The sequence below is a fragment of the Lacrimispora sphenoides JCM 1415 genome, from assembly GCF_900105615.1.
Classification (GTDB): Bacteria; Bacillota; Clostridia; order Lachnospirales; family Lachnospiraceae; genus Lacrimispora; species Lacrimispora sphenoides.
In genome coordinates, this window is sequence record NZ_LT630003.1 from 3,422,501 (window position 1) to 3,438,690 (window position 16,190).

Annotated in this window: 15 protein-coding genes; 9 read left to right on the forward strand and 6 right to left on the reverse strand. The window is 42.7% G+C overall.

Annotation, left to right across the window (positions count from 1 at the left end; genetic code table 11):
- The first annotated feature begins 329 nt into the window (after positions 1–329).
- Together BMX69_RS15495 and BMX69_RS15500 are read left to right on the forward strand one after the other, a co-directional pair.
- The gene (locus BMX69_RS15495) at positions 330–2,060 is read left to right on the forward strand and encodes a DUF342 domain-containing protein (protein WP_100042839.1); all 1,731 of its coding nucleotides are present in this window, start codon (positions 330–332) and stop codon (positions 2,058–2,060) included.
- Between the two features lie 21 nt (positions 2,061–2,081).
- Positions 2,082–2,462 carry a response regulator transcription factor gene (locus tag BMX69_RS15500; protein WP_025229759.1) on the forward strand — a complete coding sequence of 127 codons (381 nt, stop codon included), beginning with the start codon at positions 2,082–2,084 and terminating at the stop codon, positions 2,460–2,462.
- A 113-nt stretch (positions 2,463–2,575) separates the two neighbouring features.
- Here BMX69_RS15500 and BMX69_RS15505 read toward each other — a convergent pair whose 3' ends face one another.
- The 6 genes from BMX69_RS15505 to BMX69_RS15530 all read right to left on the reverse strand — a co-directional run bounded on the left by BMX69_RS15505 (position 2,576) and on the right by BMX69_RS15530 (position 8,468).
- The gene (locus BMX69_RS15505; RefSeq protein WP_330387444.1) at positions 2,576–3,310 is read right to left on the reverse strand and encodes a lytic transglycosylase domain-containing protein; all 735 of its coding nucleotides are present in this window, start codon (positions 3,308–3,310) and stop codon (positions 2,576–2,578) included.
- 29 nt (positions 3,311–3,339) lie between these two features.
- Positions 3,340–4,398 carry an N-acetylmuramoyl-L-alanine amidase family protein gene (locus BMX69_RS15510; protein WP_160117917.1) on the reverse strand — a complete coding sequence of 353 codons (1,059 nt, stop codon included), beginning with the start codon at positions 4,396–4,398 and terminating at the stop codon, positions 3,340–3,342.
- On the reverse strand, positions 4,395–5,759 hold the full coding sequence (locus BMX69_RS15515; protein WP_054790158.1) for an N-acetylmuramoyl-L-alanine amidase family protein: 1,365 nt from the start codon (positions 5,757–5,759) through the stop codon (positions 4,395–4,397). The genes BMX69_RS15510 and BMX69_RS15515 overlap by 4 nt, the downstream gene beginning before the upstream one ends.
- 242 nt (positions 5,760–6,001) lie before the next feature.
- Positions 6,002–6,649, reverse strand: a complete 648-nt coding sequence (locus tag BMX69_RS15520; protein ID WP_054790156.1) for a PilZ domain-containing protein — start codon at positions 6,647–6,649, stop codon at positions 6,002–6,004.
- A 3-nt stretch (positions 6,650–6,652) separates the two neighbouring features.
- On the reverse strand, positions 6,653–7,060 hold the full coding sequence (locus BMX69_RS15525; RefSeq protein ID WP_100042841.1) for an EscU/YscU/HrcU family type III secretion system export apparatus switch protein: 408 nt from the start codon (positions 7,058–7,060) through the stop codon (positions 6,653–6,655).
- A complete protein-coding gene (locus BMX69_RS15530; protein WP_100042842.1) occupies positions 7,047–8,468 on the reverse strand; it encodes a hypothetical protein in 1,422 nt (473 codons plus the stop codon). The genes BMX69_RS15525 and BMX69_RS15530 overlap by 14 nt, the downstream gene beginning before the upstream one ends.
- 125 nt (positions 8,469–8,593) lie before the next feature.
- Between BMX69_RS15530 and BMX69_RS15535 the strand changes: the two genes are divergently transcribed.
- The 7 genes from BMX69_RS15535 to flgK all read left to right on the forward strand — a co-directional run bounded on the left by BMX69_RS15535 (position 8,594) and on the right by flgK (position 16,183).
- Entirely contained in the window at positions 8,594–10,735 is a 2,142-nt protein-coding gene (locus BMX69_RS15535; protein WP_174715225.1) for a chemotaxis protein CheA, read from the forward strand.
- Positions 10,736–10,807: 72 nt separating this feature from the next.
- Complete coding sequence (locus BMX69_RS15540) at positions 10,808–11,278, forward strand: chemotaxis protein CheW (protein WP_054790151.1); 471 nt, start codon at positions 10,808–10,810, stop codon at positions 11,276–11,278.
- Between the two features lie 14 nt (positions 11,279–11,292).
- Positions 11,293–12,105: a CheR family methyltransferase gene (locus BMX69_RS15545; RefSeq protein ID WP_100042843.1), complete on the forward strand. Its 813-nt coding sequence runs from the start codon at positions 11,293–11,295 to the stop codon at positions 12,103–12,105.
- Between the two features lie 147 nt (positions 12,106–12,252).
- Positions 12,253–13,299 carry a protein-glutamate methylesterase/protein-glutamine glutaminase gene (locus BMX69_RS15550; RefSeq protein WP_054790150.1) on the forward strand — a complete coding sequence of 349 codons (1,047 nt, stop codon included), beginning with the start codon at positions 12,253–12,255 and terminating at the stop codon, positions 13,297–13,299.
- Positions 13,300–13,432: 133 nt separating this feature from the next.
- A complete protein-coding gene (locus BMX69_RS15555; protein ID WP_054790149.1) occupies positions 13,433–13,747 on the forward strand; it encodes a flagellar biosynthesis anti-sigma factor FlgM in 315 nt (104 codons plus the stop codon).
- Positions 13,740–14,168, forward strand: coding sequence for a flagellar export chaperone FlgN (gene flgN, locus BMX69_RS15560; protein WP_157724423.1), 429 nt, complete (start codon positions 13,740–13,742; stop codon positions 14,166–14,168). The genes BMX69_RS15555 and flgN overlap by 8 nt, the downstream gene beginning before the upstream one ends.
- Positions 14,165–16,183, forward strand: coding sequence for a flagellar hook-associated protein FlgK (gene flgK, locus BMX69_RS15565; protein WP_160117918.1), 2,019 nt, complete (start codon positions 14,165–14,167; stop codon positions 16,181–16,183). Before flgN ends, flgK begins: the two co-directional genes overlap by 4 nt.
- The last annotated feature ends 7 nt before the right edge of the window (positions 16,184–16,190 follow it).

The window sequence follows — 16,190 nt, forward strand, 5'->3', positions numbered from 1 at the left end:
GGCAATCTGCATGACAGATTAATTTTAACAATGGATAATTCAAGGAATGTAGCTTCACAAAGACCGGGCAGAATTAAATCCAATATCCAAAGAAATAGATTCACTTGGCTCGATCCAGGTAATCTGATCAGCAAAAGCTCTAGAATCATTTCATCCGACTGTATCTACATAGGAATGGAATAACCAGAAACCAGAGCCGGCATCTTTGATTGTAAAGTTTAATAGCGTTGATGTCTATAGACCCCAGCCAAAGAAGCGATTCGAAATCAGCCAATTACTTGCATACAGGGTTATAGTAGCAGGTATTTTTTTAATGTTAGGGGAAGAAAATGAAAGAAAAAAATAAAAAAGGATTCTTTAGCCTTTTCCAGAATGTAAGGCGCTCTGCGGAAACATCAGAAAAAATCAGTGCAGCTTCTGTCGTTTCATCCGAAGAATCCCATAATGAAGATCTTAATGAGACAGTATCAGATCCAACCGCACAAAAAAGTTCTGCCGCAACAACCGTATATCCCGAAATCGAATATGAAGCTCCCTCCACTTCTTTAATATGGGAGCCTTCCTATGATCCGCTTATTGTACGGATAGATGAAGAAGCATTATACAGTGAGTGCGCTCAGTTTTCCAGTAAAATGCAATCATTATCCAATGTTTTCAGACGGACATCCGAATCTACACAGGAGCAGGTTCCCCAGCCAAAAGCGGCTCAGGCCTATCTTTACGTTTCAAAGGACCGCATGGCTGCATGGTTTTATGTGATCCCTCCATTTAACGACGGTCAGGATATAAAGGAAGAAGATTTAAAATCAATCCTCAATCAGGAGCATGTATCTATCGGAATTATGGAGGAGTCCCTGAAGTCAATTGTTGAAAACCAGATCTATGGTCAGGCCGTGCTGGTTGCAAAGGGAATTCTGGCACGCAACGGAATTGATGGTTCTATTAAAGACCATTATAAACGGGATCTTAAGATTGAATTTATAGAAGATGAAAACGGATCTGTGGATTATAAAAATTTAAATAATATTCAGTCCGTTAAAGAAGGAGAAGTAATCAGCAGTATTGCTCTTGCTGTACCAGGGGAAAATGGTATGACCATAACCGGACAGCCCTATCCCTGCACAATTAAAGGAACTGATGTTCACGTACCTGTTGGCCGCAATACTAAGCTTACGGAGGACCGGACTCAGCTCGTTTCCCAGAAAACAGGCCATGTAACATTTGTTAATGGTAAATTCCAGGTAGATCCTATCCTTAAAATAAATGGTAATATTGATAATAGTACAGGGAACCTGGATTATGATGGAGATATATTGATTACTGGAGATGTAAGAAATGGATTCTCGGTAAAAGCTACCGGAAGAATTGACATCCGAGGCTCCGTGGAAGGTGCTCAGATAACTGCCCTGGGATCCATTACGATTGCAAGCGGCATGTCAGGAAACGGCCGTGGTACTTTAACCTCTGACTCTGATGTTAAATGCCGTTATTTGGAACATTGCACGGTCACTGCCAAAGGAAATGTTTATGCGGAAAGCATTATCAACTCTAAAATAGAAAGCGGTCAGGATATCATTGTTACCTCCGGCATGGGCGTCATTATCGGCGGTACTCTTTTGGCTGCAAACACCATCAATGCACGTGTGATTGGTTCTAAAGTACGGCGGCTCGTTACCGAATTAATCATTGCAAATGTTCCAAGAAACGTAGAGGAATCCGCCCGGCTTGCCAGAGAGCTGGAGCAGCTTCACCATAATATGTCGGAAGTAAGAAAAAATATCACCTATCTTGAAACCACTCAAAGGCAGGATAGACAGCAGCTGCTTGATGATCTGAAACAGGCTTCCACTTATTTAAATCTCAGGGAACAGGAGATTACAAACCGCTTGGAAGAAATAACAGCAATCGATAAGGAGCAGTCCGGAATCATTCAATGCCAGCAGCTGCTGCCAGTGGTTCGCATACGGATCGGTTCTTCCAGTCTGCTGGTTCAGGAGGAATACTCAAGGAGTATTGTTTATAAAAACAGCGAAGGGGAAATTACGATCGGAAGTAATTAATTTAGAAGGAGGGAAGCTATAATGAAAAAAACAATTATGATTGTCGATGATTCAATTGTAACACGCAGCGAGATAGAGCAATTACTTAAAGGAACAGATTTTGACGTCATCTATCAGTGTAGAAGCGGAGAAGAGGCTCTGGAAGCCTATGAAAGAGAAAAGCCCGATATTGTGACCATGGATATCATAATGCCTGGAATCGATGGTATCGAAGCTTCCAAACGCCTGTTGGAGCATCATCCGGAAGCAGGAATTATGATCATCAGTTCTCTTGCTTATGATGAAACACAGCAGATGGTTCAAAAATTAGGATCCAACCTTCCTTTTGTTTTCAAGCCAATTAAAAAGTCATACTTTATTGAGGCCCTGTTAAAAGTAAGTGATGCGATTTCCCATAAGTAAGGTCTTCACAACGATAGATCTTATATAACTAAAATGACATGTTATCTATTATTACATAGAAAAAGCCTGATGGAAGGTCTTTAGAAACAGACTTTCCATCAGGCTTTTTCTTTTTATATATTAAAAACTGAACCAGACGTTGAATCTGCAGTATCAAACTGATTGGAAATACTAAAGGAAGCCATTTGCATACGAAGCTTCATCAGTTCAATTAAATAAAGATAATCAGATTTAGCAGGTACAAGACTGCTGCTTTCTCCGTCCAAAGATAGATTGGACAGATAATCATAAGTACTTGATATGTCCGATGGGTATCCTGATACGTCTGAATATCCTGATACTTCTGAATCCCCCATATAATTCTTAACTTTCTTTACGTACTCCTGCGTTTCCTTAAAAGGAGGGATTCCTCCATATTTGCTTACATTGTTGCTTCCGGCATTATAGGCCGCCAGGGTGAGATCCACATTCCCTTTATACCGTTCCAGATTTTCTTTTAAATATTTAGCTCCCCCCATGATATTGCTTCTTGCATCATAAGGATCGTCCACTCCCAGAGATCTGGCTGTGGCAGGCATTAACTGCATTACTCCGGCAGCTCCCTTCTTAGAAGTTGCAGATGGGTTAAAATTCGATTCTGCCTTAGCAACCGCCTTTAACAACTTTTCGGAAACACCGTATTTTTTAGAAGCCTCTTTGAATATGGCTTCAAGGTTTTCCGGAGCCTTTGCAACTGATTTTAAAATCTGTTTAAAATTCCCCTTGGCAGATGAAGCTGCCGTATATCCCGCCTGTCCTGCCTTTGCACTGGTAAGAGCAGACAGTTTTAACTGGTCTATTGTTGCCAAAATATAATCCTCCCGTCAATTTCCGAATTTTACGGAACCCATCTTCCTGAAGCATCCACCCAATAATTACCGACATTCGTGCTGCTTACCATGCTGCCATCCGGATTTAAATAATACCAGATCCCTGGCTGGGGCTGTATCCAGCCTGTCAGCATTTCTCCTCCGCCCGGATTTAAATAATACCATTTCCCATTGACAAACTGCCAGCCCATGAGTAATTTTCCATCCTTGGGGTTTAAATAATACCATCTTTGGCCTGACAGGAGCCAGCCTGTCTGGTAAGTTCCATTTCCGTCAAAATAATACCAGTCATTTAATATCTGCTTCCAGCAATTCCTGGCGATTCCACCATCCTCCTGCTTGTAGGTATTTCCCTTCCATGCACCTGATGTATCTCCGTCATATTCCATAATGGTATCATCGGAAGTGACATAATCCCCTTCCTTCATATATTTCCGGTCATCGGCAGTATAGCCGACTGCCCGGACTTCATAGTAATAAACAGCATCCTTATCCATGTATTCAGAAAGATCCACCGTATTGGTTTCAACAGAAATACGCTTCTTCAGTTTATCATCTGCATACAGGGCAACCTGATAACCAGTAGCAAATTCAACTTTTTCCCACACAGCCTTTGTCATTTTGCTATCGCTCCAGCCGGCCCTTGCAGTTCTTCCTAAAATAACTACAGGAACATAATCCACCTTTATTTCCAGGGTATTGTTATCCAATGCTTTGGCGGAAACAAACTTTGCCCCTGTGATCTTGCACTCTGACCGGTTGTAGGTATTTGCAAATATTGAGGTGTCTGATGTTAAAAACACACTGACCCGTTCATTCTTTGCTGCCTTCCATTTGCTGATATCCCGTTTCCAGACAACTTCCTTAACTGATACTCCTGCATTCGTTGTAGAAATTCCAGGCATCAGTATTTCTTCACTCCCATACTGGCTGTCAAACTTAAGATTTACGCTACGAATCACAACAGAATCGGCAGCAAAGGACATGACAGCCGGCAAGCATGTAAATGCTGCCACCAAAGCAGCAAGGAACATAGAATGCAGTTTTCTTTTCTTATCTCTCATCATTGTACCCATACTCCATCTTCATTTACCGGAAATCCATTGATTACCGTATTTACAGCCATCGTGCCATCCTGATTAAAATACCGCCACAGTCCATCGATCTTCTGCCAACCGGTTACCATGACTCCATCTTCCCCGGTAAAATAAGTACGCCCATTCCGGGTGATTAAGCCCTTTAGCATAGCACCCTCTAAGTTACCCTGTACAGTATTTAAATAATACCATCTTCCTGCCTGGTTGATCCAGTCCTTCTGCATGGCACCCTGGCTGTTAAAATAATAATAATAGCCATCAATGACCTGCCAGTTTGTAGCGGCTGCTCCCATGGGAGCCTCGTAGCCATTGTCCGGATAAAAATAATACCATGTATTGGCAATCTTATTCCAGCCGGTCACCATGGCTCCTTTGGAATTCATATAATAGATATCAGAATCCAGGATAAACCAGCCGGTTACCATCTTTCCATCCTGGTCAAAGCGGTACCATACATCATCAAGTACCATCCAGGAATTAGCCTGGACTGTTCCATCGGCATACCGGTAGTACCATACTCCGGACTGCTGATCCCAGCCCTCTTTTATCCCAGAGCCATTTGTTGTACCCGCAGTTGTGTCAGAGTCTTTTCCAGTTCCATCGGATACATCCCGGTCCCTGATAACCAGTTCGTCTGACTCCACCCAGCTGCTCTTCTTTCCATTCTTAAGCTCATCCTGTTTGAAGGGAACCGAACGGATTTTGTAAGAATAGGTTCCTTCCTCTGTCATATACGGATAGAAATTATAGGAGGTAGCCTTTACCTGTTCCTTTTTTAAAATTATTTTTTTACCACAGTAAAGCCATAATTCATAAGCACCCGATGTGTTATCTCCTTTGGACCAGACAGCCTGGCCAAGCCTTGTGTCCTTCCAGCCCACGTCTTCCGGTTCCGCGAACAGGCCTTTAACAGGCTTCGTCCTTAAGGTGACAACCATGTCACTGCCATTTCGCTTTGCACTGACATAGGAACCTCCCGTGATTTTCATCTTGGCAGCCTCATAAGAAGATTTAAAATAAGCATCGTACTCATCAGAAGGAGTAAGTGTAACATTCATCCTGGGTTCTTCCCCCACCGATATATCCTTTGAGGTTGAGGTTACCCACTTTGCCTCTCTGACAGTGTACTTTTTATCGCCGGAAGTTACATAGCACTCCCCGCTTGTTTGATTAATTTTTATATCTGGCAAGCGGTCACCTGCTTCAATATTAAGTACCACCTTAATGCTGATTGAATTGATTGCCTCTGTTGCCATCGCTTTTTCAGGGAAGAGACACAGGCAAAAAGCGACTAAAATTGCTATTGCCAATCCCCTCTTTTGTTGTCTCATGAAATCGCTCCTTTTTAATAAGTCCTTACACTACAGTTTATATTTTTTTCGTAAAGTTACATATAGCAATACTATGGTTTCTTTTCCTTTGCTTTCTCCATCAGCAGGTACCTTTCCAGCACGCTCTCCTGATGGGACGTCATGCCATGGAAATGCCCGCCGTACCTGTTGGAATGTTTTCATTTTCATCAGGCAGCTCTTTTTTCAAAGGACACAGTAAATTCCTATTGCACAACGCGCAATTACTGTGTTTTCCTTTTTTTCAGCTGTTCCAGAAAAGCGAACTTCCTGACCATGGACTCCTGATAAGATGTCATATCAAAGAAACGGCTGCCATACCGGTAGCGTGGCGGTTCGTTCTCGCCTGACAATTTCTTTACCCATAAAATACAGCCCTTGAGCCTGGTACAGTCGCTGTCCGTTTCAAACAGAAAGGAAAAGATCTGCTCTACACTTAATTCAACTGCTGATTCAAGCCCGACCCCTCCTGCACTTAAATCTTTAATTTTAGCATCTATGTGTGTGACTTTTCCGTCTGAATCCGCCGTCTCCAGGGTAACCGGAAACGAAACTCTGACCTTAAGGTCACGACGCCTTTGTTCTATACCGATCAATTCGTCGATCATGCATGGAACCTTATAGATCGCATTACCGATCTCCCCAATTTCCTCACCACTGATTTTTACCCTGCCTGATAAACGGCATTTGCATGTAACAAGTCCCTGAACACCGTCGTGAAATACGATCACGGATTCTGTGCTCACCTTATCCATATCTTCCTCATTAAAGATAAGCCCCATACTATCCATATGAGAATCAACTACCTTTACCTCTGCGATAAAGATACCAGTTAAAGAAAAGACACTTGCTTTTTCACACTCAGTAAACATAAACTACTCCACCGTTTCCTCTTTAATTATTTCCTCTTTCATTAAATCCTCTTTAACTAAATCTTCTTTTATTAAATCTTCTTTCATTAAATCCTCTTCCTCTATTTCCTTTATAGGCTCTGGTGCCGGTTTTTCTGCCGAACCTGGCACACAATTTAAGAAATAAAGGTAAATATCCACAATAGCCTGATATAACTCCTCCGGCACCTGGCTTCCAAGCTCAAGCTGGGTCAAAATGGTTGCAAGAGAATTATCCTCATAAACGGGGACACCGCTTTCATTGGCAGTTTCTATTATTTTTTCCGCCATATATCCCATACCGGAGGCCACGATAACAGGTGCAGAATTCTTTGCATCGTCATATTTTATCGCGACTGCTTTTTTATTTAATGTATTTTTAAATTCTGACATCAACTGAATTCTTCCTTTCATGGATTTTGGAAAATACCTCTACTGGAGAGGAGGGACCGCCCCCTGCCTGGAGATATAAGCTATCTGCCCGGAAATGATACCGCTCAAGGATATTTTTAATCTCCTTATAAATATTTCCCTCTGTTTTTTGCATCTTTTCCGGATAGAAAAGCTGTAAGGAGGCTGCATTATCCCCATAAAGAAGCAGAAGCTTAAACTGGCCCAATTCCCTGATATCAAATTTGACGAAAATTCTGGTCGTATGCTTTGCCCCCGCCTGAGTGCTGCTGCCCTCCTCATCAGGATCAATCCACATTTCGGAAAATAGTTTCCGCCCGTCAATTTCCAGGGGGAACGCCAGATGCAAAAGGGGCATATAAACACTTTCATTTAAAACCAGGGATTGAAGCATATTCTGAAACATCTGCTTATTCTCAAGGCCGGTGCCTCCGCTCACACCGGTCTTTAGGAAATCAACGAACTTATCCGCCCATTGGTTTTTCCCTGCCGCCTGCTCTAAATCGACCTGATCAAGCAGTTCACCGAACTGCTCTGTAGTCATGGCTCCAAAAAATTTACGAAAACCCTGGTAACCCGCCAGCTTGGAAAAAGACTGCAAAACCTCTTCCCTGTCCCCATTTTCATACCTGGCTATTAATACCGTTAAAAGTGATATCTTATCCCGTATCGTGCCCATATCGTGATTCATTGCGATATAACGGCCCAAAAAAGGAAGGATCTTCTCCTTTAAGAGTGCGCTGTTCTCTGAAGTTTGCCCTTCGGGAGCAGATAAGTCCAGTTCCTTTAGTAAAGCCTCTATCTGCTCTCTTGTCTGCTTAAAAACATATGCCTCCATATCCTTTACTGTATTAAATATATCATGAAGTATATGCTTACCGGAAGACATATCATTGAATTTTCTGATAAAATTCAAAATCTCTGCTTTTAAATCCACAGAAGTTGTTTCTGCCATCACATGACGCAGCTGGTCAAAAATGCCGCCGTTAAAGCGGACTGCTGATTCGGCCTGTTCCTTTAAAAAGGGCAGAATCTCTTCTCCCTGCATCTGAGCTGCTTCAAAAAAGGCTGCAATCTTCTGCGCTGCTTCTTCTCCCATGACTCCGCCCGTCAGCATTTCCTCACTCTGGAAAAAAATATCGGTCATAATTTTGGTAAGATCAGGTATGTTTTTTACCTGGTTCAGAAATGAACCGAAATTCGAACCGTACTGGAATGCCAGCTGTTGATCCCCGTTTCCCCCGGAATCAGACCGGTTATCCGCCCGCGTCGCCTTTGAGGGATCTATTGGGTTCTGTATCTGGATTCCCTGGCCAGCCTGGGGGTTGTTTTTAATCGTGGAATTATCATAACCGGAAAGGGGTGTTGTAACTTTCAAAATATCTGCCATACTATGCCTCCAATTAACTGGTATTTTATATTATTTTCGAAAGGTTATTTAATTTGCTATTATTTTTTATCCAACCATACCGATAAACAGATATATACTAAACTAAACAAGGCGGTGTAAATACTATGGATAACGGCATGGATAATATGCTTGATATGTACCTCTTTGAAACCAATTCCCTCCTGGAGCAATTAGACGAGCTCCTGATAGAAGCCGAAAAAGCAGGAGATTTTACAGTAGATGACGTAAATGAAATCTTCCGCATCATGCACACAATCAAAGGATCTTCTGCTATGATGGAATTTTCCTCCCTGATGCAGATAGCACATCGTATTGAAGATTTATTCTTTTTTATCCGTGAGAATGGTCTTGATTCCCTTGACAGTTCCCACAAAAGCACTCTTTTTGATTTAATGTTCCGCTCTACAGATATGCTTCGTGCTGAAGTATCAAAAGTAGAAAACAATGAACCACTTAGTGATAATGTCGACCATCTGACTCAAGAAATTAATAGCTTCCTGAAAAAAATCAGCGATGACAGCCCGACCGCTGCCGTGGAAAAAAATCATTCGGATAATTCCCGTCCCCAAGAAGCTCCTCAGCCAGCACCGGTCATTTCCACTCCCGTTTCTGCCACCAGCCTGGATGAGATCCGTTTGGACGTTGCAGAATGCCCGGAAGATCCGGCTGCCTTTTTCCTTCGTATCTTTTTTGATGAAGGCTGCGGAATGGAAAACCTTCGGGCTTTCATGCTTATCAGCGCATTAAAAGAATCCGGACTGGAGTTTAGCCATTATCCCACCGATGTGGAAACTAACAGCCAGAGCTGCGGATCCATAATTGAGAAAGGCTTTTTCCTGACGTTCCAATCCCGTGAGTCGGCTGATTCAGCCATATCACAGATCAATAATATGAACAACATCCGTTCCTATGAACTGATTGAAAATCCCCGCGCCAAGGCTGCTCCCAGTGAAGAAAAAAAGAAGGCTGCGGCAGTTTCCGCTCCATCTGCAGGTGAAAGCGCCCCGGCCCCAGGTTCTCCTGCCACTGGTAACGCTCATCAGATGCCGAACAAACAGAATCTGATCAGCGTAAATCTGGCAAAATTAGACAACTTAGTGGCAATCGTCGGTGAGATTGTCATTACGGAATCCATGGTGACTTCCTCGCCTGATATCCAGAATTTAAAGAACCTTGACAGCTTTTTAAAGGCCACAAGACAGCTTCGCAAGCTGACCGATGACTTACAGGATATTGTAATGTCCCTGCGCATGGTACCTGTTTCCGGCGTATTCCAGAAGATGAACCGTATCGTCCGGGATATGAAGCAAAAGCTGAAAAAAGACGTGCGCTTAACCATTATCGGTGAAAATACGGAAGTTGACAAGTCCATTGTAGACAGCATCGGAGATCCCATCATGCATATTGTCCGCAATTCTATGGACCATGGAATAGAAGAAACTGCCGAGGAACGTATTGCTGCCGGGAAAGATCCTCAGGGAGAACTGACTCTCTCAGCAAGCCATACCACCAACGAAGTTATCATTACCATCAGCGATGACGGAAAGGGTGTGAATCCGGAAGGAGTTCTTGCAAAAGCAAAGAGAAACGGCATTCTTACCAAACCGGAAAGCGAATACTCACAAAAAGAAATCTTAAACCTCCTTCTGGCTCCCGGCTTTTCTACCAATGAGGTTGTCACTGAATTTTCCGGACGTGGAGTTGGCATGGATGTGGTCAAGAAAAATGTGGAGAATATCGGTGGTACCATAAGCATTTCCAGTGAATTAGGCAAAGGAATGTGCACTACCTTAAAAATCCCTCTCACCATGGCCATTGTGGATGGTATGGAGATCTCAGTGGGAAAATCTGTCTTTACCATCCCTATTGCGAACATCCGCCAATCCTTTAAGGTGAAGAATGAAGAAGTGATCTACGACACGGAAGGCAATGAGATCGTAAGGTGCATGAACCAGTTCTACCCTATCTTCCGCATACACAGGCTTTACAACATTGAAACAGAAATTACAAGTATTGAAGACGGAATTCTGGTTTGGGTGGAATCCGGTGACAAATCTTACTGTCTCTTTGTCGATGAGCTCCTAGGGGAACAGCAGGTTGTTGTAAAGCCTCTTCCAGTATTCTTAAACAGCTTTAACGTTAAGGATTCAGGTATCAGCGGCTGTACCATACTTGGTGATGGCAGTATCAGCATCATATTAGATGTTTTAAACCTGTATGCCGCATCACAAAATCAGTATTATTAATTAGAATACCCTTTAGGTATACCTTTATGCCCAGAAAGCTTGGGCAAGCAAATTGAAATCGGAGGAATACAAATGCCAGCAGAAAATACAGCTACATCCGAAGCTTTTACTTCCGCTCGGACAGAAACCACGGAACGCTATTTAACCTTCCGCACAGAAAACCTTACTTTTGGTGTAAGCACCAATTATATCATTGAAATCATCACCAACCATACCATTACTGCCATGCCCGTGGTACCAAGATATGTAAAGGGGATCATCAATTTAAGAGGGCAGATCGTTCCCATCATGGATATCCGGTCAAGACTTGGCAAGCCGGACATAGAATATACCAACTCAAGCTGTATCATTGTTCTAAATGTGGATTCTGTATTTATTGGAATCATCGTGGATTCTGTGGAGCAGGTTCTTGATATTGATTATTCCAGAATCTCACCGGTTCCGGCCAATAACCGGGAAGAACTGGTCAGCGGTATGATATCCGTTTCAGATAACCACATTGTCCTTCTTCTGGACTGCGAGACCTTAGTCAATAACTCATAAAGGACGGCTACTCTATGTTAACAATTTCGCAGCATGATTTCATACGGCTGGTGGATTTCATGAAAAAAAATTACGGAATCGATCTGTCTAAAAAGATGCAGCTCATTATGGGAAGATTGTCAAACACCATCATTTCCATGGGATACACTTCCTTCACAGATTATGTGGATCACATTCTTTCATCAAAGAATCAGGCTGATCTGGAAATAATGCTCAACAAGCTTACAACCAACTACACTTACTTTATGCGGGAAGAGGCACATTTTAATTTTTTTCGTGATACCGTTCTTCCTAATCTAATAAGCACAAAAAAGAATAAAGTTTTAAGCATTTGGAGCGCCGGATGTTCATCCGGCGAAGAACCTTATACCATCTCCATGATTATCAAGGATACTTTGGGGTCCCAGGCCGCCCTCTGGGATACCAGGGTCCTTGCCACAGATATTTCTCAGAATGCTTTAAGGGCAGCAAAGGAAGCGGTATATGATGAGGAATCCTTAAAGAACTTATCTCCTGCATGGAGATCCAAATACTTTGTCAAATCCCCGGAGCAGGGATTATATTCCGTAGCTCCGGCAATAAAATCAAATGTTATTTTCCAGACCTTTAATCTTATGGACCCCATTCGGTTCCGGTTAAAATTTGATATTATTTTTTGCAGAAATGTCATGATTTATTTTGATCAGAATACAAAAGACGGGCTGATTCAGCGATTCTATGATGCAACAGCCCCAGGCGGATACTTATTTATCGGGCACTCCGAAACAATCAACAAAGAAAAAACGCCTTACCGGTATTTAATGCCGGCTACTTACCGAAAAGAATGATCTGCGTAATATAAAATCTATTTACTGTCTCTCCATTTCAGTAGATGGATTTTATATTACACGGATTTTGGATTGCAGTTCGACTGCAGTGTGGGCTCTGCCAATAAAGCGTGGGCAGATAAGAAGAAATAACAGGAGGAATAAATTATGGCCAAAAAAATCCGAGTTTTCATAGTAGATGATTCCCTGCTGTTTCGCAAGGTATTAATTGATAATCTCTCTCAAAATCCCAATATAGAAGTGATCGGATATGCGGTCGATGCATTTGACGCAGAACGAAAGATTCCTTTACTTAAACCAGACGTAGTGACGCTTGATGTAGAAATGCCCATGATCAATGGTATTGAATTTGTCAAAAAACTTCTTCCTAAACATCCTGTTCCAGTCATTTTAGTCTCTTCTCTTAATTTAAACGTGTTTGAAGCCCTTTCCGCAGGCGCCGTGGACTTTGTAAGAAAACCTGACATGTCCAGCAGTAATACTGCCAGCACATTCTTAAATACCTTGATCAGCAAAATTTTTATTGCTTCCCGTGCAGTCATTAAAGTCCCGGTTTCTCCCCCTGCTCTCATAGAACCAGGGAATTCTGCCATGGGAAAAACGGCCTTCTCCTTGAATGCCTCTAATACCATAATTGCCATAGGCGCTTCCACAGGCGGAACTGAAGCCACTCTCCAGGTGCTGAAAGACCTTCCTGCAGACACGCCTGGAATTGTGGTCACACAACATATGCCGGAGGGCTTTACCAAAATGTATGCAGACCGTTTAAACCGGCTTTGCGCCATGAATGTGAAAGAAGCCCAAAGCGGGGATGCCATTGAAAGGGGTCAAGTGCTGATTGCTCCCGGTGACCTGCAGATGAAGGTAGTTAAAATGGGAAGCCGTTACACGGTAAGCTGCTATCCCGGTGAAAAAGTAAGCGGACACCGTCCTTCCGTGGACGTTCTATTCCAGTCCATTGCCGACACGGCCGGAGCCTCCTCCGTGGGGATCATCATGACCGGCATGGGACGTGACGGGGCCGAAGGACTTCTTAATATGAAAAAAAAGGGGGCTTTTACCATTGGGCAGGATGCAGAAAGCTGCGTTGTTTACGGAATGCCAATGGTAGCCTACAACATAGGAGCTGTTACCAGGCAGGTGCCCTGTGCAAACATAGCAGGCGTCCTGATGAAGCACTTAAGTTCTCTTTAATTGAGAAAATCTGTTCCTGAAGTTAATATTTTCTTAAAACTGACGATATTATAGGTGTAATAAAAAAACAGCCTTTGATGAGCCACCAGGCAAATCGAACTTCCTTATAAAATTCTTAGAAAGGAGTAAATAAATGCGTATTTCACAGAACTATTACGGTACGCTGTATAATACCTCCATGATACGGCAAAGCCAGGATATTACCACTTCTGAATCCGGCAAGAACAATTACGATGAAATCACGATCCGTTCTGCTCCCAAGGAAGAAATGGATTCTAAATTCATTTCAAGCCTTAAAAATGCTCTTATGAAAGAAGTTAAGCAGACCACATCAGAAGAAAAACTGAACCTTTTAAGACAGAAGATTGAAGACGGAACTTATCAGGTGGATGCCAACAAGATCGCCGAAAGAATTCTTTTATACAAAGGAGCCGATTTCCATGAATAATTTTATGGCAGTAATTGAGGATATGATCCAGCTTTTTCAGGATCTGGTTCAGGTGGAACAGGTAAAACTGGAAGCCGCTAAGAAGAACCGGGTCACTTATGTGGAAGATTGCATGAACAAGGAACAGGCCGCCATTTTAAAATTAAGAGGCCTTGATAAAAAGCGTGAGGATTGCCAGGAGCAGCTTGGCATGAAGGGTGATACCTTTCAGCAGATTCTTTCAAAAGTCTCAAAGGACGAGGAACGTGATCAGCTAAAAGAACTCTTTGACAGGCTCTCCAATCAGGTTAGGCTGTTTCAGGAAATAAGTGACGGTGCACGTACCATGATTGAAATCAATCTTCACATGATAGACAAAGCCATTACAAGTTCTCAAGGGAAAATGGCTCCAGACAATGCAAAATGGGAGGGATTATTATGACACGCTCTACTTTCTCCGGCTTTACCATTGCCCAACTGGCCATGACTGCCAGTCAGCGGGCTATTGATGTGACCGGACAGAATATAGCAAATATTAACACAAAGGGCTATACCAGACAGAGGGTGGATCTTGCAAGTTTTAATACAAGAGGTGCCGATTATATGAGCACAGGACCTGGTGCTAAAATAGGTTACGGTGTTGAAATTACCGGCATTTCCCAGATTAGAGATCCATTTTTAGATGTTCAATTCCGAAATCAAATTGCCAAGGTGGGGACGGCAGATGCAAGACAGACTACATTGGATCAATTAGCCGATATTTTTGATGAGACTGATAAGGACGCGTTAAAAAAGGCTCTTAGTGATTTAAGTTCCAGCCTTGATCAGCTGTCCGCCAATGCAAATAACAGCGAGTTTGACAGCATTGTCCGTTCCAGGGCACAGGTCATTGTAAATTATATCCATCAAAAGGCTGCTGATCTTAAAAGCGTTCGGGAAGAAACCATCAATGGCCTGGAAAATACAGATATACCCGCCATCAACGGTCTTCTTTCTGACATCGGAGAGTTAAATGACGCTATCTGGAAGAGCCAGGTACAAGGTAACCCAGCTCTTGAGCTTTTAGATAAGAGAAATGAAAAATTGGATGAGCTTGCCGGCTACCTTCCTATCACTGTAACTTACAAGGATGTGGTTGTCGCATCAGGAGCTAAATTTGAGTATCCAGTAGTAAATTTCAGAGGCAGCGATGGAGTTACATATCCTCTTACGGCAGGAGAACATGGGGAAAAAGTCGCATCAATTTCTATGACACGAAATAAAGGATACAACGGGGAGCCTGACGGTACGGTTTCCATATCATTGATTCCTGCCAGCAATTTCGCAAGCAGTTCGGATGTAAGCTCCCTGAAAACGGATATTACCAATTATCTGAAAGATGGAACTTTAAAAGGAACTGTAGATGTATTGAATAAATCGGGAGAAATGGACAACCCTTCTTCAGATTACAGAGGAATTGGATATTACGAAAAATCCTTTGAAGCTTTTGTCCAGACTTTTGCCAATACCTTTAATGAATTGAATGGCAATATGCAACCTTATACCGGTGTAACTCAGCTGCCGACTATAGGCACAGCATCAAAGGACTCTGGTGGAAAAGCAGTATTCAGCATGGATTACTCAAAAGCGACTGGAAACTTCTTAAGAGGAGAAAGAATTACGGTCAATGGCGAGACTTATACATTTGGCGACGGTTCAGGAGAAATACCCATTGGAGCAACACTTGAAGATAGTTTAAACAATCTGGCTGGTAAGTTGAATGGCGACCCATCTCTCCTATCTATGATGGTGGATGGCAACATCGAAGCCGGCACTTGGTCCTATGCTTCCGGAAAGCTGGAATGGCGTAGTACTAATGCCGTATCAACGGACGTGGATAGCATCAAAACCTCCGATGATAAGGATATATCCATTCTCTATAAAGCAAATCCTGTCAATGTTAGAAACTTTGATTTGTTCCAGACCTCTGATGGAAGCAACCGTTTTACTGCCAGCAACATTAAAATATCCGATGACTGGATGAACAACACCATTCATATCATCTCTTCCCATAAAGAGGATGCTGGTTCCACTGCCAATGACAACATTATAAAGATGCTGAAATCCCTGACCGATGAACGGGTTTTTAAATATGAATACACCTACATGGACACCAACGGGGTCGCTCAGACCGGATCTATTACCCACTATACCGGAAACTTTTCCCAGTGTTATTCTAATCTGGAAAACACCCAGGGTATTGACAGTTCCGCTAACCAAGCAATCCTTAATAACCACATATCTGTGCTTCAGCAGACTGCAGACAGCAAAGATGCTGTATCAGGTGTCTCTTTAGACGAGGAAGGCATCAGCCTGATGCAATACCAAAGATCCTTTTCAGCTGCCGCCCGTCTTATGACAACCCTTGACGAAGCACTGAATACATTAATAAACAATACCGGCATTGTAGGAAGATAGGAGGTTT